Consider the following 24,436-nt stretch of genomic DNA (forward strand, 5'->3'; position numbering starts at 1 on the left):
CCGTTCTGTTCAAGCGTTAGTTTGCAATCAATGGCAATTTAAGAACACCTTCCCTCCAAATGAAATCGAGGAGTGAGGATTGCCCCGGGGCCGCTTTTATCTAGAGCTTTGTTATGCAGCGTAATACGCAACCCTCCTTTAACACCAATCATCTAACGCTCCGGCCACGGAGGCTAAGTGATCTCGAAGAGTGTTTGAGAATGGATCGTGATCCAGAGGTAACGCGGTTCGTCCAGGGGCCTTGGCATAAGCCTAGCGCTCATAGAAGCTTTGTGGTTGAGCGGATTGAGCAAGTGTATCCCTCTGGGCTGGGCTATTGGACGATCCGTGATCGTGAAACAGAAAAATTCTACGGTTGGGTTCTTTTAATTCCTTACCATGTGCTAAAGCCTGAAGTAGAGATCGGTTGGCGCTTAGTCAGGGATGCGTGGGGTAAAGGGGTCGCTACAGAGGCAGCGAAGATTATTCTTGAGCATGGGCTCAACACCGTTGGGCTTCCTCGCATAGTTGCGGATATAGACCCACAGAATATTGCGTCAGCTCGCGTAGCCGAAAAAATTGGTATGAAATATGTCGAGGATCGCATCTTAGGTGGCAGTAAATTTCTTTCGTTTCAAAGCAGATCTATAGTAGCTGTATAACCTGAAGCTCAGTCTGATCACCTCGGTTTGCAATCTTATAAGGAACCGAAAAAACTAAGCCTTAAAAAGCTCTTCAACCATAATATCAATAAATACCCGTAGCTTGGGGGGGCCAAGTGTTTGCTGGAGGGCCATAGCTTATAGTGATCACCACTCTCCTAACGCAACCTCTCTCATCACCCAAATGCGTTGGCACGGAGGTCACCATCTATGACCCCGATCTTGATTCCTTAGGAGTGTGCGCTGATCGAATTGTGGCGTGTCTCACTGAAGCCTTTTCGACAGGTTAAAAATGTCTAAAGAGAGCTATGACAAAAAATGCTAACGCCCCCGAGCCTCCATACCATGTGGTTATTTTTAGCAGCCATCGCACTGAGGGAGGAAACGGAGGCGCGGAAATGGCTTCTTCGGATTATTGACACTTACTGATTTTCCCGTCGCAACGCCCAGACAGGATGTTCAGCTAGGCGCTCTTCCAGAAACGCTACAAACGCCCTTACCCGAGGCGGCACCAGCTGCCGCTGGGGCATCACCGCGTAGATACCGGTTTCCGTTAATCGGTAATCCGGCAATACCACGCTCAATTGACCGCTGCGCAGGTATTCGTGGATGTGCCACACCGAGTGCTGTGCGATGCCCAGGCCGCCGAGTACCGCCTCGGTGAGCATTTCACCCTGATTGCTGCGTATGCGGCCGCCTACCTGTACCGCCTCGCTTTGCCCTTGTTTGTCGGTGAGATGCCAGATGTCCTGCCGACGCCGACTGCTGGAAAGTACCAGGCATTGGTGATCGGCCAGGTCGCCGGGGTGTTGTGGGGTGCCGTGGCGTTTCAGGTAGTCGGGAGAGGCGCACAGTACCCGCTCGTCGTCGGCCAGGCGTCGCGCCACCAAACTGGAATCTTCCAGAATGCCGATGCGAATGCCCAGATCGTAGCCCTCGCCCACCAGATCCACTACTTGGTCAGTCAGGCTGACATCCAGGTTCAAGCGGGGGTAGCGGTTAAGGAACTCGGGTAACAGCGGTGAAATGTACTGACGCCCGAAGGAGTGGGGCAGAGTAACTCTCAGGGTGCCGGTGACGTTGTCGGCGCTGCTGCGTAGATCCTGAGTGAGTGCTTCCAGCCCCTCCACTAGATCGCGGCCCTGTTCCGCCAGTGCCAGCCCCTCGGGGGTGGGGTGAAGGCGTCGGGTTGTGCGGTGCAGTAGTCGTACATTGAGGCCCTTTTCCAACCGCTGCAGACGTTGGCTGGCCACGGCCACCGAGAGGTCAAGGCTGCGGGCGGCGGCGCTGATCGTACCCAGATCCACCACGCGCAGAAAGAGAGCGATGTCGCTTAGACGATCCATGATGGCCTCATTGTCAATAAAATATTGAAAGTCATTAAAGATCCTAAAGGTATCAAGGAGGGTGATGCAGGTCTAGCATTCGTCTCATCATTCCCTGATGGACGTTTTGATGATGGCTTCAACCTCTTCGCGCCCGATCCCCTGGGCGCTCTACGCTTTGACCATTGGTGCCTTCGGCATCGGCACCACCGAGTTCGTGATCATGGGGGTGCTGGAGCAAGTGGCCGCCGATATGGATGTAAGTATCCGCCAAGCGGGCCTACTGATCTCCGGATATGCCTTGGGTGTGTTCGTGGGCGCGCCGTTGCTCACCATTGCCAGTGCCCGCTGGCCTCGCAAGAAGGTGCTGGTGGCGTTGATGGTTATTTTTACCCTCGGCAACCTGGCCTGTGCGCTGGCTCCGAACTACTCGATGCTGATGGTTGCCCGGGTGGTGACCTCCCTAGCACACGGCACTTTTTTCGGCGTCGGTTCGGTGGTCGCCACTGGCCTGGTGGCGCCGGACAAACGGGCCAGTGCCATCGCCACGATGTTCACCGGCTTGACCGTGGCGACGCTGCTGGGCGTGCCCGCTGGCGCTTGGCTGGGGCACGAATATGGCTGGCGCACCACCTTCTGGGCAATCACCGGTGTGGGCGTACTGGCGACCCTGGTGATCGCCCTCATGGTGCCTCGCGACAGCGGTGACGGAGAGGTATTGGGTTGGCAAAAGAGTCTGGCGTCGATCGGTCGACCCACGGTGTTGCTGGGGTTGCTGATGACAGCGCTTGGCATCGCCGGGGTGTTCACCGTGTTTACCTACATCCAGCCGATGCTGACCGGCATCGCCGGTTTCTCCCAGGATGCGGTGTCGCTGATTCTGCTGGTATTCGGCGTTGGCATGATCGTCGGTAACCTGCTCGGCGGGCGTCTCGCGGATCGGGGGCTGGCACCGGCCCTGATTATCACATTGGCAGTGCTGGCGGCGGTGCTGGGCCTGTTTCCTTTTGCGCTCGGCTATCAGTGGACAACGGTGGTCTTCGTCGGCCTGCTGGGCATGGCCGGTTTCGCTACGGTGGCGCCCTTACAGCTGTGGGTACTTAACCGGGCGGAAGGCGCGGCCAGCCTGGCGTCCAGTTTCAATATCGGTGCGTTCAATCTGGGCAATGCCATTGGTGCGGGCTTGGGCGGTGTGGTGATCGAGCGCAGCGGCAGCTTTACCGCCGTGCCTGGCGCCGCCGCACTGGTTGCTCTTACCGGACTGGCGGTGGCCGTTTGGGCAATCAAACGTGAGCATGGCGAGTCCCTTCGGCCCGCCCCGGCAATTTCCTGCGAACAGGAGTGAGTGTGATGGAATATCGTTATCTAGGGCGGTCTGGTTTCAAGGTGCCTGCATTGGGTTTCGGGGCCGGCACCTTTGGTGGCAAGGGGCCGCTGTTCAGTGCCTGGGGCAATACCGATGTTGAGCAAGCGAAGCGGTTGATCGATATATGTCTGGATGCTGGGGTCAATCTGTTCGACTCCGCTGATGTTTATTCTGACGGTGCATCGGAAGCGATTCTTGGTGCGGCGATCAAAGGCCGTCGTGACCGGGTGATCGTGTCCACGAAGCTGTCACTACGCAGCGGGGAGGACGCCAATGACGTGGGCAGTTCTCGACACCACTTGATCCGCGCCACCGAGCGCGCACTAAAAAGGCTGGAAACCGATTATATCGATGTGCTGCAACTGCATCACTTCGATGCCATGACCCCGGTGGAGGAGGTGATGTCCGCACTGGATGATCTGGTGCGGGCTGGTAAGGTTCGCTACTTAGGGGCATCCAACTTCTCTGGTTGGCAGTTGATGAAGTCCCAGAGCGTTGCCGAGCGTTATGGCTATGTGCGCTTCGTGGCGAACCAGACGTATTACTCGCTGGTGGGCAGGGATTACGAGTGGGAGCTGATGCCGTTGGGGCAGGATCAAGGCCTGGGTGCTCTGGTGTGGAGCCCGCTGGGCTGGGGCCGCCTGACCGGTAAGATTCGTCGCGGCCAACCACTGCCCGCCGGGAGCCGTCTTCACGAGACCGAAGGATTCGCGCCACCTGTGCCGAATGAAAGACTGTACCGGGTACTGGACGTGCTATTCGAGATCGCTGACGAAGTCGGCAAGAGCGTGCCCCAGGTAGCGATTAACTGGTTGCTGCGCCGTCCGACGGTGTCATCGGTTTTGATAGGTGCCCGGGACGAAAACCAGTTACGGCAGAATCTCGGTGCGGTTGGCTGGCGCCTTGATGAGTCTCAGGTTGCACGATTAGACGAGGCGAGCGCGGTAACTCCGCCTTACCCCTATTATCCCTATTGGAACGGCCAGTTCGCTGAGCGTAATCCGCCACTGGTATGACTGAAATAAACTGAAAAAGCCGGGCCCACGACAGGCACGGCGACTGAGGGGTGACCACCTCGGGTGAACGTTGCACTATTACAACCGGTGGACGGTTAACGCTAGGTTGGGGGCTAAGGGCAACCGTGGCAGCAAGGTGGACTGGTAGGCATGGTAGAGATCGGGTTTGACGTCGCCTTCGGCGGGGTCGATCTGCAACTCACCGTTGAGCTCCTGGTGCCAGCCGCCCCGTTTACGATCGATAAAGAGAGTGTCGATCGCATCCCAGAGTTGCCGATACCAGTGCTCGTAGTGGGCCTCGCCGGTGCGCTGTAGGAACGCGGCCGCCGCGCCCGCCGCCTCGGCGTGGGTCCAGTGGCGTCGCCGCAGGGAGTGCGGGTTACCCTCCCAATCGACGGTATATACCAGCCCCGGGGCGCCGTCGGTATTCCAGCCGTCGCGCAGGCTGGCGTCAAATAGCGCCGCAGCGTCGGTGAACAGCCAAGCAGGAACCGTTCGGCCGCGGGATTGCAGCGATGCTTCCAGGTGCAGCATCAAACGCGACCACTCAAAGCCGTGCCCCGGCGTAGCGCCATAGGGGTAGAAGCCGTCGTCAGGGCGGTCGGCGTTGTGTTCAAATGCTCGAGGATGCGGTATTCCCGGGGAGCCGCGTGGCGGTGAATCAGTCGTTCGACGATGGCCAGCGCCCGATCAAGCCACAGCGGTTCGTCGCGCACATCGGCTAGGGCCAAGCACAGCTCTACGCCGTGCATGTTGCTGTTACCGCCGCGGTAGTCGCTCAGTTCGCTCCAGTCCTGGCTGAAACTCTCGACGAAAGCTTGCTCATCCATCGACCAGAAGCGGGTGTCGATCACCCCAATGGCCTCTTCGAGCAGAGCAGCCGCGCCGGGAATATCGGCGTGGGTCGCAGTGGCGGCACCGAGGGCGACGAAGTGATGGGTATAGCACTGCTTAGTGCGGTCGTCGCTGGTGGCGGGGTCGGCCCCGAACCAGCCGCCGTGTTGCTCGTCGTGCAGCTTACCTTCCAACGCGCGAATAGCATGCTCGGCCAGCGCGGCAGCGCCCGGCACGCCCTGTAGCGCTGCTAAGGCACAACTATGCGTCATGCGCGCGGTAAGCATGGTGTTGGCCACGGCGTCGTCGGGTATGCGCCCGTCACCATCGAGCGGTGCGAAGCCGCCGGAGTCCAGACGCGCCTGGCGGTGGAACTCAAACAGCGCGGGCCCTTCGCGGGTCAGCCAGAAGGGTGGGTGGCGCTATCGAGCCAGCGCCGGGGCTTTTGATCGGTGTCATGGGGCTTTGTGCCGTGGTTCATTGCATCCATATCTTTATGTGATCAAGAGGGCGCTCGCCTCAGCCATTGACGATGGGCCACCGTTGGGGTGGATCGTTTGGCCGCTGACGAAGGCGGCCTTGCTACCGGGCAGTGTCTGCGACTGGGCGTGGATCCTGAGCTTGCTAACAATATTCACCTCCGTGTGATGCGTGAAGGCACGGCAACAGGCTGCGCCTGCATCCAACGTAGACCTTGATCTATATCATCACAAGGTCGATGATCTCTTGAAGGCTATGCGCGTTGCGTCGCTCAGGTGTGCGGATCGAAAGTAACCGTTCGCTTTGAGACTGATTAATTCCAAAACCTAACAAGCCTGTTGAGCGACATTAGTCGCCCAAGTCCTAATTATTATTTACTGGATATGTTTCATGTCGAAGAAAGTAGTTATGTTTGAATACGAGAAAGAAACCAAAAACAGCGTTCGCTATAAAGAAGTGCCTGATGAAGGAACGGCGCCTATCGTGGGCACTCTTTATGTTCAGAAATGGTTTGCTGGCGATAGCAAATCGATTGAGGTAACGATAGACAAAAAAGACTAGCTGGCTGGCCATTTTTCAGTATAGTTAATGATCTTAACTATTTGAAAAATTAGTTATTTTTCTCCAGTCCTAAATAATGCTCTATGCCTGTTATCTGATCTTCCGCGTGGTGGTTGACGTAGAGCACGGTGGTTTCTGAGCCCTGGCAGATTTTCTCGATCAGGGCGAGGACGAGTTGGCGGTTTATGTCGTCCAGGCCAAGGCAAGGTTCATCTAGAATCAGCAGGGGCGGATGTTTGACCATGGCGCGGGCAATGAGTAGCAGGCGCTGGTCGCCGTACGAGAGTTTGTTAAACGGCTGGTTGGCGCGGTCTTGCATGCCCAGTAGTTCGAGCCATTGGTCGGCAATTTTTTTCTGGCTGTCAGTGGGCTTGGTGTACATGCCGATGCTGTCGTAGAAACCGGAAATAATCACGTTTTTGCAGCTGGTGCTAACCCGGTATTCCCACTGCAGGTTAGTGGATACATAGCCGATAAACTGTTTAATCTGCCAGATGCTTTCGCCGTTACCGCGCTGGAAACCAAACACGAAAATATCGTTGGTATAGCACTGCGGATGATCGCCGGTGATCAATGATAAAACGCAGGTTTTGCCGCTACCGTTAGGCCCACTCAGTTGCCAATGCTGGCCCCGTTCTATCGTCCAATCGAGCTTATCGACAATCACGGTGTCGCCGTATTGGATGGTCGCTTGCGTTAGTTTTACTAATGGCTGGCTCGGGTCGAGAGCGGGTAGCTTATTGGTGGGGTCGGCCTCCGGCACGCTTAGGTCGGTGGTTTTCAAATGCAGTAATTGGTAGAGCTCATTAAAGGCGGCGTCGTCCAGACGATCTACCGTGAGCTTCAAGCGGCCTATGTCTCCACTCTGTTTATCCCCTCTGTGTTTATCCGAGCGGTCTTTATCCCCACGCTCTTTATCCTCACGTTCTTTATCTAGATAGGCCACATGGGTGATGAAGTCGGGCATTTCATCAAAGCGATTCAGCACCATGACCATGGGAACGGTGTCGATGATAGAGGCTAGATGTGCTTGCAGCATGGCGAGCGTGTCTACATCCAGGCCATCGAATGGTTCGTCTAAAATAAGTAAATCAGGCTTGTTGGCCAGCGCGCGAATCAGCATGACTTTGCGTGTTTCACCGGTGGAAAGTTTACGAAACGCGCGATCGAGCAGTTTCCCTAGGCCAAATTTCTCGACCAAGGATTGGGCAAGTTCAGTGTCTTGGCAGTGGTCGAAAATCATTTCACTGACGGGAGTGCCGAGTGAAATGACGTCCACAATGTCGGCGTCGTCTTTTTTCAACTCTTGGGCGATGAGCTCTGCCTGTGCTTCAAAAGAGACGATTTCCACGTTGTTGGGAAGGCCTTGAATGCTTCCGCTCTGGATGTCACCAATGCCCGCGAGCGCAGCAGCAAGGGCGGATTTACCTGCGCCATTGGGGCCAGTGATAACCCAATGCTGTTCTGGCGTAATGGTCCAATCAATCTCGCTTAGTGTGAAACGATCATCAAAGCTAACCGTCGCTTTTGATAGGCGTATATTGTCTAGGCGGGTTAACGAATCCATTACTCTCTTCCTTACGCTGTTCGAGGTACCAAAAAAGCCGAGCATATCGTGATGATATCTCGGCTTTTTTTGACGGCTTAGGTTTTGATGACCTGAACGTCTATCGTTTAATCAGGCGATTAAACGATTTTTTTCATGTCAGCCATGTAGCCACGAAGAACCGAGCCAACGGCTTCTACGGGGTGTGAACGAAGGGCAGTGTTAACTTCGATCAGGCGTGCGTTATCAACGCCGTTGTCGTCTAGCGAAAGCCCTTTACCGATCACATCGGATTTGATGCCTTTCATAAAGTCTGCCAACAGTGGCACACAGGCGTGGTTGTAGAGGTAGCAACCGTATTCCGCCGTATCAGAGATAGTCGCGTTCATTTCGTACAATTTCTTACGCGCGATGGTGTTCGCGATGAGCGGCGTTTCGTGTAGCGACTCGTAGTAAGCCGATTCAGCGATGATGCCCGCCGCTGTCATGGTTTCGAAAGCAAGCTCAACACCGGCTTTCACCATAGCGACCATCAAAATGCCGTTGTCGAAGAACTCTTGCTCAGAGATTTCTACATCGCCAGCGGGTGTTTTCTCGAAGTTCGTTTCAGCCGTTTCTGCACGCCATTTTAGAAGGTTCGCATCATCGTTCGCCCAGTCTTCCATCATCGTTTTAGAGAAGTGGCCACTCATGATGTCGTCTTGGTGCTTGTTGTACAGCGGACGTATGATGTCTTTTAACTCTTCAGAAAGATCGAACGCTTTGATCTTCGCTGGGTTAGAAAGACGATCCAGCATGTTCGTCACACCGCCGTACTTCAGTGCTTCGGTGACTGTTTCCCAGCCGTATTGAATCAAACGTGAGGCGTAGCCCGGGTCGATACCTTCTTCGACCATCTTGTCGAAGCAAAGCAGGGAGCCCGTTTGCAGCATGCCGCAAAGGATCGTTTGCTCGCCCATCAGGTCGGATTTCACTTCCGCGATGAAAGAGGACATCAGCACGCCCGCTTTATGGCCGCCAGTACCTACTGCGTAAGCTTTGGCGAGCGCAAGGCCTTCGCCTTTGGGGTCATTGTCTTCGTGAACAGCGATCAAGGTGGGAACACCGAAACCACGCACGTATTCAGCGCGAACTTCAGAGCCAGGGCACTTCGGTGCCACCATGATGACGGTTAAGTCGTCGCGAATTTTCATGCCTTCTTCTACGATGTTGAAACCGTGAGAGTAAGACAGGCAGGCGCCTTCCTTCATCAGCGGCATCACTGTGTTCACTACTGAAGTGTGCTGCTTATCAGGGGTGAGGTTCAAAACAACGTCTGCGGTGGGGATCAACTCTTCGTAAGTTCCTACCACAAAACCGTTTTCAGTGGCGTTTTTCCAGGACTGGCGCTTTTGCTCAATGGCTTCAGGACGCAGTGCATAAGAAACATCTAGGCCGCTGTCACGTAGGTTCAAACCTTGGTTAAGGCCTTGTGCGCCACAGCCGATAACCACCATTTTTTTGCCTTTTAGCGCTTCGACTCCATCAGCAAACTCAGCGGTGTGCATGAAGCGGCATTGCGCTAGCTGAGCCAATTGCTCGCGTAGCGGTAACGTATTGAAATAGTTAGCCATCGTTAGCATCCTAATTTTATGATCAATGTGTCGGTGTAAGGTACACCGATATTAAAAAGGTGACACCGTCGCTAGGGGTAAACGTTAGCGCCATGTCAGTAAGAGCATGTGATGAGAGGTAATGTATAGAAGAGTGACTCTTTCTTAAATTGATATATTTGCAATAACACGTCCCATTTTTCGCAACTGTCGGTTAGTATTCGGACATCGCCACAAGCGCAGTCGCGGAGCGTCGGTCTTATTATGAATATTAAACTTTTAAAACAATTCCTTGCTCTGGCAGAAACGCTGCATTTCGGACGCGCCAGCGATGAGTGTCATATCAGCATTTCTGCGCTGTCGCGCAACATTCGTCATTTAGAAGACGAGCTGGGTGTACCGCTGTTTAATCGCGACAATCGAACCGTGGCATTGACTCAGGAAGGCCAGAAATTTCTTAAATACGCGCGCGATACCAGCAGCCAGTGGAACTTGATCCGCCATGAGTTAACTGACAACTCTGATCAATTAAGCGGTGAAATCAGCTTGTACGGTTCAGTCACCGCGAGCTACAGTTTTCTGTACGAGCTGCTGCGCCGCTTTCGTATCGCCTATCCTGCGATTGAAATAAAGCTGCGCACGGGGGACCCAGAACACGCGATTGCGCATGTTCTGGACGGTAAAGAAGACCTCAGCATCGCGGCACGCCCCGCAAACTTACCTCGCGGGTTAGCATTCAAGCCCATTGCCACGTCGCCTTTGTTATTTATCGCACCACTTGAGCAGCAAGTGCCAAATATTCCCACAACCTCGCCAACCGCACCCGGAGAGTGGGCGAATATCCCGATGATTTTATCTGAAAGCGGTGTCTCAAGAACTCGTGTGGACGAATGGTTTCGCCAACGCGATATTGCCCCGCGCATTTATGCACAGGTCACGGGCAATGAGGCGATTGTAAGTATGGTGAGCTTGGGCTTCGGCATTGGCGTAGTGCCAAAAATTGTGCTCGATAACAGCCCATTGAAGGATCGTATTCGGGTGCTTGATGTGAAGCCTGAGCTGGAACCCTACGATATTGGCTTGTTTACGTTAAAGAAAAACTTAAAAAACCCGCTGGTCGATGCATTTTGGAGCTTGATGTAGGCCTGTAAGCCTGGATTCATAGAATAACCCCCTTATAAATCGATTCACTATAGGCTTGAAGATGGCCGAGCGATTGAGGTGCAATTTATAGAAACACAGCATGGCGTTTAGCTCATAGAAACGTTTGAAGTTGAAGATGAATATTCAGCGGATCTGCAAAAGCAGGGTTGGCTCGGTATTCTTAACAATGTTAAGAAGCACGTTGAGAGCAAAAGCAATTAACAATGGGGCTCGCCCTTGAGCGGCTGCTCCAAACAGAATGGCCCGGATATTATGGCGTAGGTAGCCCCGGTAATGCGCGCCGAGATTTTATGGCGTATTCAAACCGCAATCAATTGCCTGTCGTCCTCGTGGCATTTGTCGGCTCGGAACCTTGCGGTGTTGTAGCGCTTAAGTCAGAGTCCATCACAACACACAGACATCTTTCGCCGTGGGTGAGTGGGGTATGGTCGCACCGCAGTACCGGCGCCACGGTATTGGTGCCTGTATGGCCTCTGCCCTTGAGAAGGTAGCCCGCAACCTCGATTTCAAGGCCATCAATATCGATCCCCGGCGTCATCCTGCCCAACGCCGCTTCGGCCCTCTTCGCTTTTCCGCGAGATTACAGACGATGGTCTCCGGCAAAGTCGTCTGCCAGGTGGCGCATCACCAGCTTGATGCGTTCCACCTGGCGCAGGTCCGGGTGAGTTAGCAGCCACAGGTTCGATGTCTTGCCTGGCGGTAAAGCGAACAGGGCTTCCAGTTCTGGTCTCTGCTGATCGTTCGGCAACAGGGCCAGGCCGTGGCCACTCTGGGCTAGTGAAGACATAGCCACCAGGTCGTCGCTGCGCGCCGACACACACTGCGCCAAATTGCGTTCCACCCAGACGAAAGCCGGTAAGTGCTGCATACCACCGCTGGCACCAATTAGGCGATGATGCTGTAAAGCGTCCAAGTCGCCCGGAAAGCCGTATTTTTCCCTGTAGGCCGCACTGCCGTAAACACTCCAACCTATAGACCGCACTTGTCGGCCAACTAGATGCTCTGGCGGAGCATCGGTAACGCGAACTGCAATGTCCGCTTGCCGACTGTTCATATTGACCTCGAGATTACTGACCAACAATTCGACCTTGATATCCGGATAGCTCCGATTGAAGTCGGCTAGATAATCCGGCAGGTACCTGTACGCGAGATTGTTGGGCGCGGTGATCCGTACTTTACCTTTCGGCTGCACGTCGCGACCCGCAATGTGACGCTCCATATCGTTGAAGGCGCCATCGACGCGATTGGCGATATCTCTCAGCTCCTCCCCCAGAGGTGTCAGCGCATAGCCGCCGGACTGGCGTTCGAACAGACGGGAGCCCAGATCCTTCTCGAGGGTGTTCAACCGGCGAAACACGGTCGAATGGTTCACACCCAGCGCCCGAGCCGCGCCAGCCAGAGACCCCGCCTGTTCGATGGCGAGAAATATCTTCAGTGCATTCCAGTCCATCAGGGTTTTCCCAGTGTTTGCAAAAATGCAATTTTACCTTGCTGGTATCGCGAATTCCATTCGCCAGATGCAAGAGCGATATTGAACCCGAAACCAATGCCAAGGAGAACGCAGATGTTAGACAGATTAACCCCCCAACTGGCCGCCCTGATACTGCGACTATCACTCGGGTTGGTGCTTCTGGCTCACAGCCTCTATCTGAAAATGGTGGTCTTCACTCTGCCCGGTACCGCCGAATTCTTTGACAGTGTCGGCCTGCCTGGCCTGCTGGCGTACGGGGTATTCCTGATCGAAGTCCTGGCCGGAACAGGCCTCATCGCAGGCTGGCACAGCCGGGTATGGGCATTAGCGGTAATACCCGTCTTGTTGGGCGCTACCTGGGTACATGCCGGCAATGGCTGGCTTTTTACCAATACCGGAGGTGGCTGGGAGTACCCGTTGTTTCTGACCGCCATGGCCGTGGTTCAGCTGTGTCTGGGCGACGGACAATATGCGCTCAACGCCCGACAATCTTTTGTTCACCACAAGGAGCCTCACCAATGAGCCCAGAATTCGAACTCATCACCCATGTACTTTGCCCCTACGTACAACGCTCGGTCATTGTGCTGCATGAGAAACAAATTCCTTACCGTCGCACGGACATCGACCTGGCCGACAAGCCGGATTGGTTCCGGCAAATTTCCCCGCTGGGAAAGGTGCCGGTACTGGTGGTCGGAGCACGGCAGTCCTTGTTCGAGTCTGCTGTGATCTGCGAATACCTGAATGAGGTTACTCCGGGCTCACTGCATCCGGAAGATCCATTGGAGCGTGCCGATCATCGCGCCTGGATCGAATTCGGATCCGGCCTGCTGAGCAGCATCGCTCAACTCTATAACGCCCCGACACAGGAGAGGTTCAGTGCCGCGCTCGCGATGTTACGGAAGCGGCTTTTACAACTGGATGAACGGCTGGGCAATGGCCCCTATTTTTCCGGACATAACTTTCGGATCATCGATGCCGTTTATGGCCCGATTTTCAGGTATTTTGACGTATTTGATTCGGTAATAGGGCTGGATTTGTCTCGGGAAGCGGGGAACGTTCAGCGCTGGCAAGGCCATCTGCGATCTCGCGAGTCTATCCGGCAGGCTGTCACCGTTGACTACCCTGAGCGCCTGTTGGCCTATATTCAGAACCGGGGAAGCTATATGTCCACGCTGGTAACAGGCGTGGCTCATGAGTGATTGGGAACTTGCCAGGTCTTATGACTATATTGAGAATGCCGGACACTTGATTATTGAAGAGACGCCTGATGAATTGGTAAAGGAAATTCTGGATTTCACTCAGGCTTAGAAATACGTTGTTAAGAAAAAATTATTTCAAATTCCTAGTGACTGGAAAGTTGATGAAAAATTATTAAGAGATCTAGTAATAGCTCGGCTTGCTGAGCTGGAATGATTTTGACTCAACTTTCGTTTAAAGCGAAGTCAGTCCATTCCAGTCTTAATATTCCATACAATGCTGCTATGCAGTGCGGCTGAAATCGGATTTTAGGGTAATGAAAGCTACCAGCGAATTTATCGCAAACCTCAGCGACGTATTTGCGCTATTTGGTGCAATAGAAACTAAGCGCATGTTTGGAGGATATGGCGTTTATCGCGATGGTCTTATGTTTGCGCTCGTCGCCGATGATGTTCTTTACCTCAAAGCGGATGAAAGTTCGGTAGGCTCCTTTATCGAATTGGGCATGGAGCAGTTTGAATACGAGAAGAGGGGTAAAAGGGTGAAAATGGCTTATTACGCTGCACCCGAGGAAATCTTTGAAAATCCAGTTCATGCCAGGGAATGGGCCGATCGTGCTTATGAAACTGCATTGCGGGCGAAACGCCTGAAGGGTAAGGCCAGAGTCAAGAAAAGTAAATAGGTAATTATATCTCTATCAAAGAGTAGAATAGACTAAACATCCGTCCAAATTTTCGTTGTAATGACCCATATAAGCCGACACCTTTTAGTTACATCGTGGACTTATTCCGGAGCAGTATAAGCAACGGCTCGCTGCGCCATAACAGGACTCTGATGTAATCAGCATCTGCGTACCCGCGTAATATAGCAAGTTTCGGGTCGGCGCTGGGTAAACGACCTCTTATGATCTTCGCTGTTGGTGGAGGGTTGTTCCTTCTTTTGAACAGTGATGGAGGTCACAAAGATGAAAGTACTCGAAAATAAAGTCGCCATTGTTACTGGTGCCAGCGCAGGCATCGGTTATGCGACTGCCCGACTTTTCGCTAAGGAGGGGGCTACTGTAGTGGTAGCTGCCAGAAGAGAGGCAGAGCTGGATGCGTTGGTCGACGCTATAAAAGAGGAGGGTGGCCAAGCGTTAGCGGTTGCTGGCGACGTAGGTGATGAGGATTTCGCCAGAAAGCTCGTTGACGAGACGCTCGCGAGGTTTGGTCAATTGGACGCGGCATTTAACAACGCAGGCATTTTAGGTGCGATGGGGCCGGTGCCCGAGATGTCGTTGGCCGATTGGAATCAGGTGATCACGACCAATTTAACGAGCGCTTTTCTGGCAGCTAAGTATCAACTGCCGGCCATGCTAACGAGTGGCGGTGGTTCGTTAATTTTCACTTCAACATTTGTTGGCTATAGCGCTGGAATGCCAGGCATGGCTGCTTATGCGGCCAGTAAAGCGGGATTAATCGGGCTGACGCAAGTACTCGCTTGTGAATATGGCTCTGATAACATTCGAGTGAATGCGCTACTACCGGGAGGCACGGATACTGCTGCAGCCAGGGAGTTTGCCAACACTCCCGAAGCATTAGCGTTCGTAGCCAACCTACATGCAATGAAGCGGACGGCAAAGCCTGAAGAGATTGCTCAATCCGCACTCTACCTGGCTTCAGATGCATCCAGCTTTACGACCGGAACGGCACTATTGGCAGATGGTGGAGTATCAATAAATCGCGTCTGAATATAGGGCCTCACTCTGACTATAATCAGGATTAGGGGCCTTGAGCTATGCAGCAGCATGCCACAGGCAGCCCGTTCTGAAGGAGGGGCTGCCCCTTTTGATTGGAGTACTGTTAATTGCCACACTAAAAATAGGATACAAAGAGCTATGACATCTCAGTTTAAAGCAACGCTTCTTCGGCCCGCCAAGCAGGATAGCGATAATTCATGGGCTTTTGTCGTGCTGCCCAAAAGCGTGAGTGAGAAGCTCCCACGGCGAGGCAGGACAACGGTAGAGGGCACTCTCAATACTTATGCCTTCCAGGCTACTCTTGAACCGGACGGCCAATTGAGCCATTGGTTGCGGGTAAGTAAAGAGCTGCTTGAATCGGCAGGCGTTAACAGTGGCGACGATGTCACCTTTGAGATTACGCCCGTAGAGCAGGAGCCTGAACCCGAGGTGCCCGCTGATTTGCAGGATGCCCTTGCAGAGTCTCCAGAAGCTCAAGCCGTTTGGAGCGATACCACGACGATTGCTCGCCTGGACTGGATTCATTGGATTACGTCCGCCAAGCAGTCCAAGACTCGAGCGAAGCGGATTCTCGATGCTTGCGACATGCTTGCTTCTGGAAAGCGCCGCGTTTGCTGCTTCGATCCATCTGGCTATTACAGTAAAGCGTTTAGCCCACCTAAAACGGCAGGTTAGCGTTGCAGTTTCTGTATTACTGTTCAAGATTAATAGCTTTTAAGCAGGGCAGCGCATATTGCACTGCCCTACTACTGCTTAAGGATTTATGCTTTGCTAGCCAAATCAGTCGCTAGTAATCCTGCATTTTTAAGCGCATTAGCAACTGATTCCTGATGCCTTTCGTCCCCAAATTCTTGGTACTCTGACGTTATTTCATAAAATGACTCGACACCCAAGTATCTGCCCAATGTTTTAATGTGTGGCCCGAGGTGATTCATATGCTCACGTTCACCTCCTGGCCCAAACCCAAATTCTCCGCATGAGGTCACTAAAATAAGTGTTTTTCCAGACAAAAGTGGCTCTATAGGATGGTCGCCACGAGCCAAGTCAAAGCTAAATGTTTTATTTATACGCATTACCTGATCGAACCATGCTTTAAGAGGGGCGGGCATGCCGTAGTTGTACATAGGTGAAGATATTAAAATGACATCCGCTTGAGATAACTCGTTAAATAGCTGATCTGATAAAGCCAGTTTTTCGCGTTGCTCAGAACTTTTTCGGTCATCCGGAGTAAACACAGCGCCTATCCAGTCTTGGTCAATGAAAGCTGGTGGATTTAAGCCAATATCACGATAAATGTAATTATCTGTACTTTTAGCAGACCTCCATTTATCAACAAACTGCATAGCAATGCGCTTTGATATTGAGTTGTGGTCGGGGTTTGGGTTGGACGTCTTGCGTACGCTGGCGTCTATATGAAGTAATGTGTGCATAGTGGGCTCGACGGATAGTGATGTGGAGTGGCTATGCTGCCTTTTTGCCAATACTGCGGCAAATGAATAAACTGGCTCGATAGATGAGTAAAACTTACCTATTGAGAAACGAGTTTGAGTCCAAAATGGGAGGCTGGCGGTGAAGGCTTCATTGCAAGCGATTAAGGTGTTTGAAGCAGCAGCTCGACTGGGGAGCTTTAAAGATGCCGCTGAGGAGCTGTCGATAACGCCAGCAGGTGTGTCGCACCACATCAGCAACCTTGAGAGTAGGTTGGGAGTGCGGCTGTTTAACCGAAAAAACCGAAAAGTGATATTAACTTCAGAGGGGCACCAGCTCGCTGAGGCAACAACAGCAGGTCTGCAGAAAATTCAGACTGCGCTAGATAATATAAAGTCAGGGGCATCACGACTGAATGTTGATACCACTTCATCCTTTGCTGCCCTGGTGTTAATTCCGTTATTACATGATTTCAATAAAATCTATCAAAATATTGATGTTGAAATATCAACAGGTGAAGTGGTGGCATCTAAAATTAATGCCCTCTCTATCCGTTTGGGAGACGTAACCCGTGTTGATGAGTCAAGCTTATTGAAAAAAGAACGTTTTAACGTGTATGGAGGCTCTTCTTTTATCAACTCTATCACAGCGGATAAGCCTTCTATTGTCTACCTGACTAAATGGAAGAATAGTAAATTACCGGATTCACCTTGGGAAAGCTGGTTAATGGAAAATGGGGAGTCTCTTCCAAACTTTGAAATAAGATATTTTGATCAGGAGCTCTATGGCGTGTATGAAGCTATTGCTGGGAAAGGGCTGGTGTTTTGTTCAGAGACTCTGGTTTCTGACTTTGTGAAAGCTAACACATTGCAGCCAATGTCGTATCAAGGCGTTGATTCAATGCTGTGTTACTACATCCCGACCCAAAGTTGGCAGCATAGCGCCAAAATGCAGGCCTTTGTCGATTGGCTTAAGTCTAAAGTTAATTAAATTTCACATTGTGTTTGCTAAATCTACCCTTATAAGAGTGAGTAAGGCATGGCAATTCAACACATACAAGCGAGCCTACATGCAGGCCCTTGAAAGCCTTTTGTTAAATAAAGGTGCGCTTACCAGCATTGAGCGAGCAACTGGTCTGTTGATTGCAACGTTTGAACGGAAAGGCCGTGTTCACTCTTGTGGTGGCGGGGGGCAATGTGCAATGCACTTTGCCGAAGAGCTTGCTGAGACAACGCTGGAAAATCGATGGTGTTGTCTCAGATTCCGCGCTATATGGAAAGACCCCCTACAACACACTGTTGGGCTCAGCTTGGTAGGCTTTATGAAGCAGACTGATGAACGGGGTTATTTCTGCAAAAGCAGTGGTAGCAATGGCAGTGACTGCGATCCCAGGTGTCCATGAATTCATCACCGCGGCACCGGGCAGTTCCTGAAGACGCTCAATGGTGATCTCCTCGTGGCGCTGGGCAATACCGAGGCGGTTCAGTTGGCGTTGAACAATACCCATCATGGTGCCCTGCAATATCGTTGCCTGTGGCCAGATCACCGTCTCACCGTCCCAGAAGGCAAGGTTCCAGATGGTTGCCTCGCTCAATCGCCCATGGCGGTCGACAAAGGCTGCATCGTCGAAACCCTGGCGCAGAGCTTGATGTAGATAGTAGGTTTTGCCCGCCTCACCAACGTGCTTGATAGAAGCCAGAGGTCGCTCGTGATCTACCCTACTCAGCCTCAACGGCCCTTTAGGGCCATTAGCCGGTGCGCTGCTACGGACGAGCACGTCTGGCTCCGCATCCATGCTGGCCGCGGTGAATTCGCCATGGCGGGAGAAGAGAGTGACCGTTAATGACTGGTCTTTCGGGCCTTTATCAATAGCTGTTTTGATGTAGGAGACCAGTTGCTCCTCGGGAAGCATCTTTCCAAAAAACTCTTTTGACGCTTTCTGCAGGCGGGCAAGATGAAGATCTAGCCCTTTGATCTCTCGATCTCGTACTTGCATGGCCGTGAAATGGGCAAACCCTGCAAAGGCCAGGGGTATCAGCTCTGAAAGAGTGGCTGGTTGCCCATTAATATGGGCCTGAAAATTGCTGGTGTTAGTGAACATGGCATTAACTCCTGATTGAACTTGCAGTGAGGAGTCACTACCCTAAACCCTAACAGCGCTGTAAGAGTCAATAGAGTGAAATGAAAATAGGCGAGCTGGCAAAACGCACCGGAGTAAGCATTCGCATGCTGCGCTACTATGAAGCGGAAGGTTTGCTTAAGCCAACGCGCGCCACCAATGGGTACCGTCATTACGGGCAGGGTGAGATTCGCACTGTCGAGCGGATCAAACTGCTCGGTTCAGCAGGCATGACTCTGGCAACCATCAAGCAATTCCTACCGTGTGTGAGAGGGGAGGGCCCAGTCTTCGAGCCCTGTGACGAACTACGCAATGTCTTGCACGAACAAATTGAGTTTGCCGACCAGAAAGCAGCCAAACTGGCCCAAAGCCGTGCCATTCTGGAGAGTTTCCTGTGCGATATTGAACGGTGATGAACCGTGGGTAACGGGAACTGCAAGAGGCATGTAACGCTTGAATCACCGCATTTCCGCTGGGTGGTCTAGTCAACTGAGGAGCCGGGAAGTTTCACTACTCCCGGCTCTCTTGCTATCAGGCCGGGCTTTGTGAGCGTGGCCCAAATGATAGCACAAGCAGGGTTCCCAGGCTGGTAGTGATCAGGGCTAATAGGGGCCCACCCAGCGCGCCGAGGTAATCCACTAGTATGCCGCCGCCTATAGCGCCACTGGCGATAGCAACCTGAAAGGCGGCAACTATCAAGCCCCCTGCAGCTTCAACTTGATCCGGTGCGGCACGAACTATCCAGGTTTGAAATCCGATGGGAAAAGCGCCGAAAGCAAACCCCCACAGTGCGATAGACACGGCAGTAACGCTGGCCAAACTACCCGCGAACAGTAGCGTAATGGTGATCGCAATAATGAGTGCCCCACCAAAGATAATGGCGTTGCGCTCGCTACGCTCAGCAATAAATGCACCGGCGAAATTGCCAAAAAAACCACCAATACCAAAGCCGAGTAGTACAGCAGAGATTGCACTGACGGATAGTTGCGCTACCTCTTCAAGGAGCGGTCGTATATAGGTAAATCCGGCAAAATGGCCTGAAATCATCAGCACTACGGCTAGCAGCACAACGCGAACCTGCGTGCGGGTGAGCAGTTGGACGAGAATGCGCAGGCTTGGGTTATCTTTTGGTGGCATGGCAGGAATGACGAAAAGCTGAGTCACGAGCGTCACTAGACTAAGGCAACTAGCGGCAATAAACGCACTGCGCCACCCCCAGAGACCACCAATATAGGCGCCCAGAGGGGCTGCACAAACAGTAGCGACAGATACGCCCGTCAGAACAATAGACATGGCGCGTGCAAACAGATTGTCGGGCACCATACGCATTGCCAGTGCGGCGGCCATCGACCAGAACCCTCCCAAGGCAATTCCCAGCAACACTCGAGCAATAATTAATACAAAAAAGCTATTCGCCGTTGCCGCCAGGACGTTGGAAACGACGAGCAGCAGCGATAAACCAAGCAGCACAAACCTACGATCAAAATTGCGGGTCAGGAGTGGGATTGTTAGCGCGGCAAGCGCAGCCACTGCAGCAGTAGCAGTGACCGCTTGGCCCGCGGCGCCAACGGAGATGTTGAGATCCGCTGCCATGGCCGTCAGCAGGCTGGCCGGTAAAAATTCGGCAGTCACTAAACCAAAAACCCCCAGCGCGAGGCTGACAATGCCCATCCAATTGGCTGAGGTAGGTTCAGCGGTGGGTGTTGCCGTTAGTAATGACGGGCTGGCGGAGCAAGTAGTGTCGTTCATTGCAGGCCTACTAAAGTGTTAGTTGAAGCTGCAGTGTAAAATTAAGGGTTTGGCTTTTCTATGATATAAAATCCGTAAAGCATGACTATTTGTCCAAACCGGGTTCATTAATATGCGCGACACCTTAACTGAAATTCTGCTCGGCCTGCGCCTTGAGGGCGTGGAGTATGGGCGCTGCCTGCTGCGCGCCCCTTGGGCCGTCGCAACCTCTGCCCAGCCAGCAGCACTTTTTCTTTTTGTGGCTCAAGGCGGGTGTTGGTTGCGTACCGAGACAACCGAGTGGACATACCTGAACGCTGGCGATGCGGTGCTCTTTCCGCGTGGAGCGTCCTACGTAATGGCCAGCTCGCAGGACGTGCCTGCAGTGGATAAGGCTACGTTGGCTCGTAGGCCGGTCTCCGAGAATATTTATCTGGTGAACAGTGAGTCAAAAGAGAGTGATATTGAGCCGGATGTGCTTTTTTGTGGCGCCATGCACTTCAATCTCGACCCGCTACACCCTCTGATTGCGATAATGCCTGACATGATGCGCGCTAGCGATTTGGCTAAACGTGATCCCTCGGTACCTGCCTTATTGGAGGCAATGGAGCGAGAAATTAGCCTGGATCGAATCGGTGCCTGCGGCATACTTGCCCGTTTGGCCGATGTGCTGGCCGCCACTATTATTCGTGCTTGGATTGAGTGTGCCTGCAGCGACTCTAGCGGCTGGATTGCAGCCGTGCGCTGCCCACAACTCGGCAAGGTGCTGGTAGCCATCCATACGCAGCCGGAGCGCGATTGGTCAGTCGCCGAGTTAGCGGATGTCATGGGAGCTTCGCGCTCAAGCTTTAACGATAAGTTCAGCCGGATGTTAGGGGTGACTCCCGCCAAGTATGTGGCGCGGGTAAAGATGTTTCAGGCTCGACAGTGGATAGCGCGGGACAATATGCGCATCGCCGTGGCCGCGAACCGGCTTGGCTATGACTCTGAAGCCTCATTCAGTCGCGCGTTCAAACGCATTATTGGACACCCGCCGAGTGAGGCACGTGAAGCAGAGACCGTGTGACGGTTGAGTCTTCTCTTCAATATTCCGTGAAAGAAGATGGCATAGGAACGATTTAGCTGTCGAAGTAAACAACCATCTTGAGATGACGGTGCTCATCAACGATTAGCGTCTCATGGGTATAAGTATGATGCCCGCCCTCTGTATCGAGGAGGCTGCTGATTCCTCGATGGTAGCCTTCCATACTTGAAGCTTCCCACCAGCGCCGAAAGTCTGGAGATAACTGACAAAGCTCGTCGATCAGCGTTTGCATGATCGGGTCTTCAGGGGCGACAGCTAAGTCACAACGAAACTGCGCCAGCATATGCGAGGCATCCAGTTGCCAGTCAGGAAGTCGTCGGCGTAGGTCGGGGGCGGTAAATACCATCCTTAGCAGGTTGCGTTCAGACGCCTCTCGGCTGCTGAACTGAAGTAGCTTATCGGCCTGCGCATTCCAGCCAATAACATCCCAGCGCAGGTTCATGACGTAGCTAGGGCGAGAGAGATCATCCATCAGCGATCGTATCCGGGGAGATATGCTCTGCTCTTGATACGCTTCTGCTGGCGGCGCTCGGCGGTGTGCCAACAGAAAAAGATGACAGCACTCGGCGTCATCCAATTTCAGGGCACGGGAGATATTGAGCAGGAAGCGTTCGGAGACCTTAATGTCACGGCCCTGCTCAAACCACGTGTACCAAGTCAGTCCTACCCCAGCAAGCGCCGCAACCTCTTCTCGCCTTAGGCCCGGCGTACGCCTTCGCCCGCTGGTGGGAAGCCCGACGTCAGCGGGCGTCAATTTGCGACGATGCCGCAGTATGAATTCGGTGAGATCACTCTGTGTTCGTTCAAGCCTATGATTCGACATGCTATTACCTTTGGTAATAGGATAATTGGCTATATTGTAACCCCATATTGAGTGTCTGAGAATGCCTGCTTCCATGATGAAGTCGGAGGCTACATGTCATTCAATTGTGATGTTCACACCCCTCTCTATACGGTTGCAGGAGGACGGCCTTATAACAAGGCTGGCCTTAAAGAGTGGGCGGGGCTTGCGGTATTGGCACTGCCCACCATGCTGCTTGGGCTCGATGTAACTATTCTCTACTTGGCGCTTCCAGCTCTGGCGGTAGAGCTACAGCCAAGCAGTACCCAGGCGCTGTGGATTATGGACGCCTACGGCTTCATGATCGCCGGTTTTCTGATCACTATGGGCACGCTAGGGGATCGGATTGGCCGACGTCGGCTACTGATGATGGGAGCCTCTGCGTTTGCGGTCGCGTCGGTGTTTGCAGCTTATGCACCCAATGCCGAGTGGCTCATTGTGGCGCGGGCAGCACTGGGTATTGCCGGAGCAACCCTGATGCCTTCTACGTTGGCCCTGATTAGCAATATGTTTTTTGATTTGCACCAGCGGGCACTGGCGATCGGTATATGGGCAACCATGTTCGCACTGGGTATGGCGTTAGGCCCGGTGGTCGGTGGGTTGCTGTTAGCACCCTTTTGGTGGGGAGCCGCTTTCCTAATTGCCGTGCCCATCGTCATCATACTGTTGTTAACTGCCCCATTACTCCTGCCGGAGTACCGTAACCCACAGGCAGGCCGTCTGGATCTTTTGAGTGTCCTGTTGCTGTTGATAGCAATTTTGCCAAGTATCTATGCCATAAAGGAGTTCTCTAAAGCTGGATTGACGCCACTGGTATTGGTTACTCTCGCACTAGGCGTAGTGGGAACACTGTTCTTTGTGCGTCGCCAAAAGCAGCTTCTCGATCCACTGCTTGATCTCAAACTGTTTGCCAGTAAAACCTTCACTGCCGCCCTTTTTATACTCCTGATAGGGCTGGTGGGCGTGGCGGGAATGATGTTCTTAGTTACCCAATATCTTCAGCTAGTGGCGGGCTACACGCCGCTGATTGCTGGGTTGTGGATGGGGCCGCCAGCGCTGATGATGGTACTAGCCGGTATCCTTGCCCCTATCTTTGCGCGCCGAATTCGGCCAGCGTTTGTTATTGCTTTAGCGCTTATGCTTTCAAGCATCGGTTGTGGTTTTCTGGCTCAAGTAGACCCACTCTCCGTTCAGGTACTCCAGGTCGTAATCGGATTTTCACTGGTATACCTGGGGCTGGGTACCATCGCCGCGCTGGGCACAGACTTGGTGGTAGGGTCTGCACCTCCGGAAAAAACCGGGTCTGCATCGTCGATGTCCGAGATGGTTCAAGAGTTGGGGGTGGCACTAGGCGTAGCACTTCTCGGCAGCATGGCGACCCTGTTGTATCGCGTGCAGATTGCCAGTGCGATTCCTAACGGGATGCCAGACGATATCTCCCGTGCCCTTGGAGAAAGCTTGTGGGCAACAACGTCAGTTGCTGAACGACTTACCGATGGGATACTTGAGCAAGCCCAGTCTGCGTTTACGCAAGGTATGAATATGGCCGCCGCAGTAAGTGGCGCCACCCTTTTGGCGCTTGCGTTGATATCAGCCGTTACTCTACGGCATGTGAAAGCCGTTGGAAAAGAGAGTGATTGAGTGGCCCACAGGGTAGGGGAGATAGCGATAAGTATCCGAAATGCCCTGGCCACTAGCCAATGCTTTGGCGTACTCCTCGTCTCCCAGGCGTTTTATTTTCTAAATTATTTCTCACCATGTCACAAACATTAAGGCTGTTCCGTCTACCTCTGTAGAACGACCGGTGGATAGCTTTCCACTCCATATAAAACAGAGGAGCAAGACAATGGAAACACGCCTGAACGCCTTTAAAGCCTCTCCAGAGGGCATTACCGCGATGACTAAGCTAGAGGAGTACGTTCGCCACTGTGGACTGGAATTTAGTCTGATTGAGCTAGTTAAAACACGCGCCTCTCAGATCAATGGCTGTGCATTTTGCCTGCATATGCACACCAGCGATGCCCGCGCAGCGGGTGAGAGCGAGGCACGCCTTTACCTGCTGTCTGCCTGGCGCGAGTCCACTCTCTATACGCCACGGGAACGGGCGGCGTTGGCCTGGACCGAGGCGTTGACAAGGTTGGCTGGCACTGGCGCACCAACGAAGGATTACGAGCAGGGCCTAGCGAATTTTACCGAGAAAGAGTTCGTTGACCTCACATTACTGATTGGGGCGATTAACGTCTGGAACCGCATTAGTGTAGGTTTTCGTTCGGTTCATCCGAACGAAATCCAAAACCTTCAGTAA

Annotated in this window: 26 protein-coding genes; 16 read left to right on the forward strand and 10 right to left on the reverse strand. The window is 53.0% G+C overall.

Annotated features, from left to right (window positions below; all coding sequences use genetic code 11):
* The first annotated feature begins 113 nt into the window (after positions 1–113).
* Complete coding sequence (locus RO22_RS05715; RefSeq protein ID WP_009287232.1) at positions 114–641, forward strand: GNAT family N-acetyltransferase; 528 nt, start codon at positions 114–116, stop codon at positions 639–641.
* A gap of 422 nt (positions 642–1,063) precedes the next feature.
* On the opposite strand, the gene RO22_RS05720 is transcribed toward RO22_RS05715, so the two are convergent.
* The gene (locus tag RO22_RS05720; protein WP_041157824.1) at positions 1,064–1,987 is read right to left on the reverse strand and encodes a LysR family transcriptional regulator; all 924 of its coding nucleotides are present in this window, start codon (positions 1,985–1,987) and stop codon (positions 1,064–1,066) included.
* A 109-nt stretch (positions 1,988–2,096) separates the two neighbouring features.
* Between RO22_RS05720 and RO22_RS05725 the strand changes: the two genes are divergently transcribed.
* Both RO22_RS05725 and RO22_RS05730 read left to right on the forward strand, forming a co-directional pair.
* Positions 2,097–3,311, forward strand: a complete 1,215-nt coding sequence (locus RO22_RS05725; protein WP_041157825.1) for an MFS transporter — start codon at positions 2,097–2,099, stop codon at positions 3,309–3,311.
* Between the two features lie 5 nt (positions 3,312–3,316).
* Positions 3,317–4,348 carry an aldo/keto reductase gene (locus RO22_RS05730; RefSeq protein WP_041157826.1) on the forward strand — a complete coding sequence of 344 codons (1,032 nt, stop codon included), beginning with the start codon at positions 3,317–3,319 and terminating at the stop codon, positions 4,346–4,348.
* A gap of 78 nt (positions 4,349–4,426) precedes the next feature.
* On the opposite strand, the gene RO22_RS25170 is transcribed toward RO22_RS05730, so the two are convergent.
* Positions 4,427–4,984, reverse strand: coding sequence for an AGE family epimerase/isomerase (locus RO22_RS25170; protein WP_200890234.1), 558 nt, complete (start codon positions 4,982–4,984; stop codon positions 4,427–4,429).
* Entirely contained in the window at positions 4,882–5,481 is a 600-nt protein-coding gene (locus RO22_RS25175; protein ID WP_268747786.1) for an AGE family epimerase/isomerase, read from the reverse strand. The genes RO22_RS25170 and RO22_RS25175 overlap by 103 nt, the downstream gene beginning before the upstream one ends.
* A 571-nt stretch (positions 5,482–6,052) precedes the next feature.
* Here RO22_RS25175 and RO22_RS24775 point away from each other — a divergent pair.
* Positions 6,053–6,223, forward strand: a complete 171-nt coding sequence (locus RO22_RS24775) for a hypothetical protein (RefSeq protein ID WP_162836261.1) — start codon at positions 6,053–6,055, stop codon at positions 6,221–6,223.
* Positions 6,224–6,272: 49 nt separating this feature from the next.
* Here RO22_RS24775 and RO22_RS05740 read toward each other — a convergent pair whose 3' ends face one another.
* Both RO22_RS05740 and ilvC read right to left on the reverse strand, forming a co-directional pair.
* On the reverse strand, positions 6,273–7,790 hold the full coding sequence (locus RO22_RS05740; protein WP_041157827.1) for an ATP-binding cassette domain-containing protein: 1,518 nt from the start codon (positions 7,788–7,790) through the stop codon (positions 6,273–6,275).
* A gap of 119 nt (positions 7,791–7,909) precedes the next feature.
* A complete protein-coding gene (gene ilvC, locus RO22_RS05745; RefSeq protein WP_041157828.1) occupies positions 7,910–9,382 on the reverse strand; it encodes a ketol-acid reductoisomerase in 1,473 nt (490 codons plus the stop codon).
* Between the two features lie 243 nt (positions 9,383–9,625).
* Here ilvC and ilvY point away from each other — a divergent pair, with 243 nt between their 5' ends.
* Together ilvY and RO22_RS25295 are read left to right on the forward strand one after the other, a co-directional pair.
* Complete coding sequence (ilvY, locus tag RO22_RS05750) at positions 9,626–10,504, forward strand: HTH-type transcriptional activator IlvY (RefSeq protein ID WP_009287237.1); 879 nt, start codon at positions 9,626–9,628, stop codon at positions 10,502–10,504.
* Positions 10,505–10,949: 445 nt separating this feature from the next.
* On the forward strand, positions 10,950–11,195 hold the full coding sequence (locus RO22_RS25295; RefSeq protein ID WP_400668711.1) for a GNAT family N-acetyltransferase: 246 nt from the start codon (positions 10,950–10,952) through the stop codon (positions 11,193–11,195).
* Here RO22_RS25295 and RO22_RS05755 read toward each other — a convergent pair.
* Positions 11,106–11,975, reverse strand: a complete 870-nt coding sequence (locus RO22_RS05755) for a LysR family transcriptional regulator (protein ID WP_039859285.1) — start codon at positions 11,973–11,975, stop codon at positions 11,106–11,108. The two genes, RO22_RS25295 and RO22_RS05755, sit on opposite strands and share 90 nt — an antisense overlap.
* A 114-nt stretch (positions 11,976–12,089) precedes the next feature.
* On the opposite strand from RO22_RS05755, the gene RO22_RS05760 reads away from it, so the two are divergent.
* The 5 genes from RO22_RS05760 to RO22_RS05780 all read left to right on the forward strand — a co-directional run bounded on the left by RO22_RS05760 (position 12,090) and on the right by RO22_RS05780 (position 15,606).
* The gene (locus RO22_RS05760; RefSeq protein WP_035538570.1) at positions 12,090–12,518 is read left to right on the forward strand and encodes a DoxX family protein; all 429 of its coding nucleotides are present in this window, start codon (positions 12,090–12,092) and stop codon (positions 12,516–12,518) included.
* A complete protein-coding gene (locus tag RO22_RS05765; RefSeq protein ID WP_027959825.1) occupies positions 12,515–13,195 on the forward strand; it encodes a glutathione S-transferase family protein in 681 nt (226 codons plus the stop codon). The genes RO22_RS05760 and RO22_RS05765 overlap by 4 nt, the downstream gene beginning before the upstream one ends.
* A 314-nt stretch (positions 13,196–13,509) precedes the next feature.
* The gene (locus tag RO22_RS05770) at positions 13,510–13,875 is read left to right on the forward strand and encodes a TfoX/Sxy family protein (RefSeq protein WP_027959824.1); all 366 of its coding nucleotides are present in this window, start codon (positions 13,510–13,512) and stop codon (positions 13,873–13,875) included.
* A gap of 282 nt (positions 13,876–14,157) precedes the next feature.
* Positions 14,158–14,922 carry an SDR family oxidoreductase gene (locus RO22_RS05775; protein ID WP_027959823.1) on the forward strand — a complete coding sequence of 255 codons (765 nt, stop codon included), beginning with the start codon at positions 14,158–14,160 and terminating at the stop codon, positions 14,920–14,922.
* Positions 14,923–15,069: 147 nt separating this feature from the next.
* On the forward strand, positions 15,070–15,606 hold the full coding sequence (locus RO22_RS05780) for a YdeI/OmpD-associated family protein (RefSeq protein WP_027959822.1): 537 nt from the start codon (positions 15,070–15,072) through the stop codon (positions 15,604–15,606).
* Positions 15,607–15,692: 86 nt separating this feature from the next.
* Here RO22_RS05780 and RO22_RS05785 read toward each other — a convergent pair whose 3' ends face one another.
* The gene (locus RO22_RS05785; protein ID WP_027959821.1) at positions 15,693–16,361 is read right to left on the reverse strand and encodes an FMN-dependent NADH-azoreductase; all 669 of its coding nucleotides are present in this window, start codon (positions 16,359–16,361) and stop codon (positions 15,693–15,695) included.
* Between the two features lie 139 nt (positions 16,362–16,500).
* Between RO22_RS05785 and RO22_RS05790 the strand changes: the two genes are divergently transcribed.
* Positions 16,501–17,349 carry a LysR family transcriptional regulator gene (locus RO22_RS05790; protein ID WP_041157829.1) on the forward strand — a complete coding sequence of 283 codons (849 nt, stop codon included), beginning with the start codon at positions 16,501–16,503 and terminating at the stop codon, positions 17,347–17,349.
* A 295-nt stretch (positions 17,350–17,644) separates the two neighbouring features.
* Here RO22_RS05790 and RO22_RS05795 read toward each other — a convergent pair whose 3' ends face one another.
* The gene (locus RO22_RS05795; RefSeq protein ID WP_041157830.1) at positions 17,645–18,460 is read right to left on the reverse strand and encodes an aminotransferase class IV family protein; all 816 of its coding nucleotides are present in this window, start codon (positions 18,458–18,460) and stop codon (positions 17,645–17,647) included.
* Between the two features lie 80 nt (positions 18,461–18,540).
* On the opposite strand from RO22_RS05795, the gene RO22_RS05800 reads away from it, so the two are divergent.
* Positions 18,541–18,891: a MerR family transcriptional regulator gene (locus tag RO22_RS05800; RefSeq protein ID WP_022520562.1), complete on the forward strand. Its 351-nt coding sequence runs from the start codon at positions 18,541–18,543 to the stop codon at positions 18,889–18,891.
* Between the two features lie 118 nt (positions 18,892–19,009).
* Here RO22_RS05800 and RO22_RS05805 read toward each other — a convergent pair whose 3' ends face one another.
* Positions 19,010–20,227 carry an MFS transporter gene (locus tag RO22_RS05805; RefSeq protein ID WP_041157831.1) on the reverse strand — a complete coding sequence of 406 codons (1,218 nt, stop codon included), beginning with the start codon at positions 20,225–20,227 and terminating at the stop codon, positions 19,010–19,012.
* A 112-nt stretch (positions 20,228–20,339) separates the two neighbouring features.
* Here RO22_RS05805 and RO22_RS05810 point away from each other — a divergent pair, with 112 nt between their 5' ends.
* Positions 20,340–21,272 carry an AraC family transcriptional regulator gene (locus RO22_RS05810; RefSeq protein WP_022520559.1) on the forward strand — a complete coding sequence of 311 codons (933 nt, stop codon included), beginning with the start codon at positions 20,340–20,342 and terminating at the stop codon, positions 21,270–21,272.
* Between the two features lie 52 nt (positions 21,273–21,324).
* Here the strand turns inward: RO22_RS05810 and RO22_RS05815 are convergent, their stop codons facing one another.
* Positions 21,325–22,113 carry a helix-turn-helix transcriptional regulator gene (locus RO22_RS05815; RefSeq protein ID WP_041157832.1) on the reverse strand — a complete coding sequence of 263 codons (789 nt, stop codon included), beginning with the start codon at positions 22,111–22,113 and terminating at the stop codon, positions 21,325–21,327.
* 93 nt (positions 22,114–22,206) lie between these two features.
* Here RO22_RS05815 and RO22_RS05820 point away from each other — a divergent pair, with 93 nt between their 5' ends.
* Both RO22_RS05820 and RO22_RS05825 read left to right on the forward strand, forming a co-directional pair.
* On the forward strand, positions 22,207–23,772 hold the full coding sequence (locus RO22_RS05820) for an MFS transporter (RefSeq protein ID WP_084625257.1): 1,566 nt from the start codon (positions 22,207–22,209) through the stop codon (positions 23,770–23,772).
* Positions 23,773–23,977: 205 nt separating this feature from the next.
* On the forward strand, positions 23,978–24,436 hold the full coding sequence (locus tag RO22_RS05825) for a carboxymuconolactone decarboxylase family protein (RefSeq protein WP_039859289.1): 459 nt from the start codon (positions 23,978–23,980) through the stop codon (positions 24,434–24,436).

Origin of the sequence: Halomonas sp. KHS3, from assembly GCF_000830495.1 — a bacterium.
Classification (GTDB): Bacteria; Pseudomonadota; Gammaproteobacteria; order Pseudomonadales; family Halomonadaceae; genus Vreelandella; species Vreelandella titanicae.

What these genes read in the sequence shown, in the direction of transcription:
- RO22_RS24775 (WP_162836261.1), top strand. Translation starts at nt 6,053, where the DNA reads ATGTCGAAGAAAGTAGTTATGTTTGAATACGAGAAAGAAACCAAAAAC.
- RO22_RS05795 (WP_041157830.1), bottom strand. Translation starts at nt 18,460, where the DNA reads ATGTTCACTAACACCAGCAATTTTCAGGCCCATATTAATGGGCAACCA.
- RO22_RS05800 (WP_022520562.1), top strand. Translation starts at nt 18,541, where the DNA reads ATGAAAATAGGCGAGCTGGCAAAACGCACCGGAGTAAGCATTCGCATG.
- RO22_RS05755 (WP_039859285.1), bottom strand. Translation starts at nt 11,975, where the DNA reads ATGGACTGGAATGCACTGAAGATATTTCTCGCCATCGAACAGGCGGGG.
- RO22_RS05725 (WP_041157825.1), top strand. Translation starts at nt 2,097, where the DNA reads ATGATGGCTTCAACCTCTTCGCGCCCGATCCCCTGGGCGCTCTACGCT.
- ilvC (WP_041157828.1), bottom strand. Translation starts at nt 9,382, where the DNA reads ATGGCTAACTATTTCAATACGTTACCGCTACGCGAGCAATTGGCTCAG.
- RO22_RS25295 (WP_400668711.1), top strand. Translation starts at nt 10,950, where the DNA reads ATGGTCGCACCGCAGTACCGGCGCCACGGTATTGGTGCCTGTATGGCC.
- RO22_RS05825 (WP_039859289.1), top strand. Translation starts at nt 23,978, where the DNA reads ATGGAAACACGCCTGAACGCCTTTAAAGCCTCTCCAGAGGGCATTACC.
- RO22_RS05760 (WP_035538570.1), top strand. Translation starts at nt 12,090, where the DNA reads ATGTTAGACAGATTAACCCCCCAACTGGCCGCCCTGATACTGCGACTA.
- RO22_RS05785 (WP_027959821.1), bottom strand. Translation starts at nt 16,361, where the DNA reads ATGCACACATTACTTCATATAGACGCCAGCGTACGCAAGACGTCCAAC.
- ilvY (WP_009287237.1), top strand. Translation starts at nt 9,626, where the DNA reads ATGAATATTAAACTTTTAAAACAATTCCTTGCTCTGGCAGAAACGCTG.
- RO22_RS05740 (WP_041157827.1), bottom strand. Translation starts at nt 7,790, where the DNA reads ATGGATTCGTTAACCCGCCTAGACAATATACGCCTATCAAAAGCGACG.
- RO22_RS05715 (WP_009287232.1), top strand. Translation starts at nt 114, where the DNA reads ATGCAGCGTAATACGCAACCCTCCTTTAACACCAATCATCTAACGCTC.
- RO22_RS05775 (WP_027959823.1), top strand. Translation starts at nt 14,158, where the DNA reads ATGAAAGTACTCGAAAATAAAGTCGCCATTGTTACTGGTGCCAGCGCA.
- RO22_RS05770 (WP_027959824.1), top strand. Translation starts at nt 13,510, where the DNA reads ATGAAAGCTACCAGCGAATTTATCGCAAACCTCAGCGACGTATTTGCG.
- RO22_RS05720 (WP_041157824.1), bottom strand. Translation starts at nt 1,987, where the DNA reads ATGGATCGTCTAAGCGACATCGCTCTCTTTCTGCGCGTGGTGGATCTG.
- RO22_RS05765 (WP_027959825.1), top strand. Translation starts at nt 12,515, where the DNA reads ATGAGCCCAGAATTCGAACTCATCACCCATGTACTTTGCCCCTACGTA.
- RO22_RS05805 (WP_041157831.1), bottom strand. Translation starts at nt 20,227, where the DNA reads ATGAACGACACTACTTGCTCCGCCAGCCCGTCATTACTAACGGCAACA.
- RO22_RS05815 (WP_041157832.1), bottom strand. Translation starts at nt 22,113, where the DNA reads ATGTCGAATCATAGGCTTGAACGAACACAGAGTGATCTCACCGAATTC.
- RO22_RS05730 (WP_041157826.1), top strand. Translation starts at nt 3,317, where the DNA reads ATGGAATATCGTTATCTAGGGCGGTCTGGTTTCAAGGTGCCTGCATTG.
- RO22_RS05820 (WP_084625257.1), top strand. Translation starts at nt 22,207, where the DNA reads ATGTCATTCAATTGTGATGTTCACACCCCTCTCTATACGGTTGCAGGA.
- RO22_RS05810 (WP_022520559.1), top strand. Translation starts at nt 20,340, where the DNA reads ATGCGCGACACCTTAACTGAAATTCTGCTCGGCCTGCGCCTTGAGGGC.
- RO22_RS05780 (WP_027959822.1), top strand. Translation starts at nt 15,070, where the DNA reads ATGACATCTCAGTTTAAAGCAACGCTTCTTCGGCCCGCCAAGCAGGAT.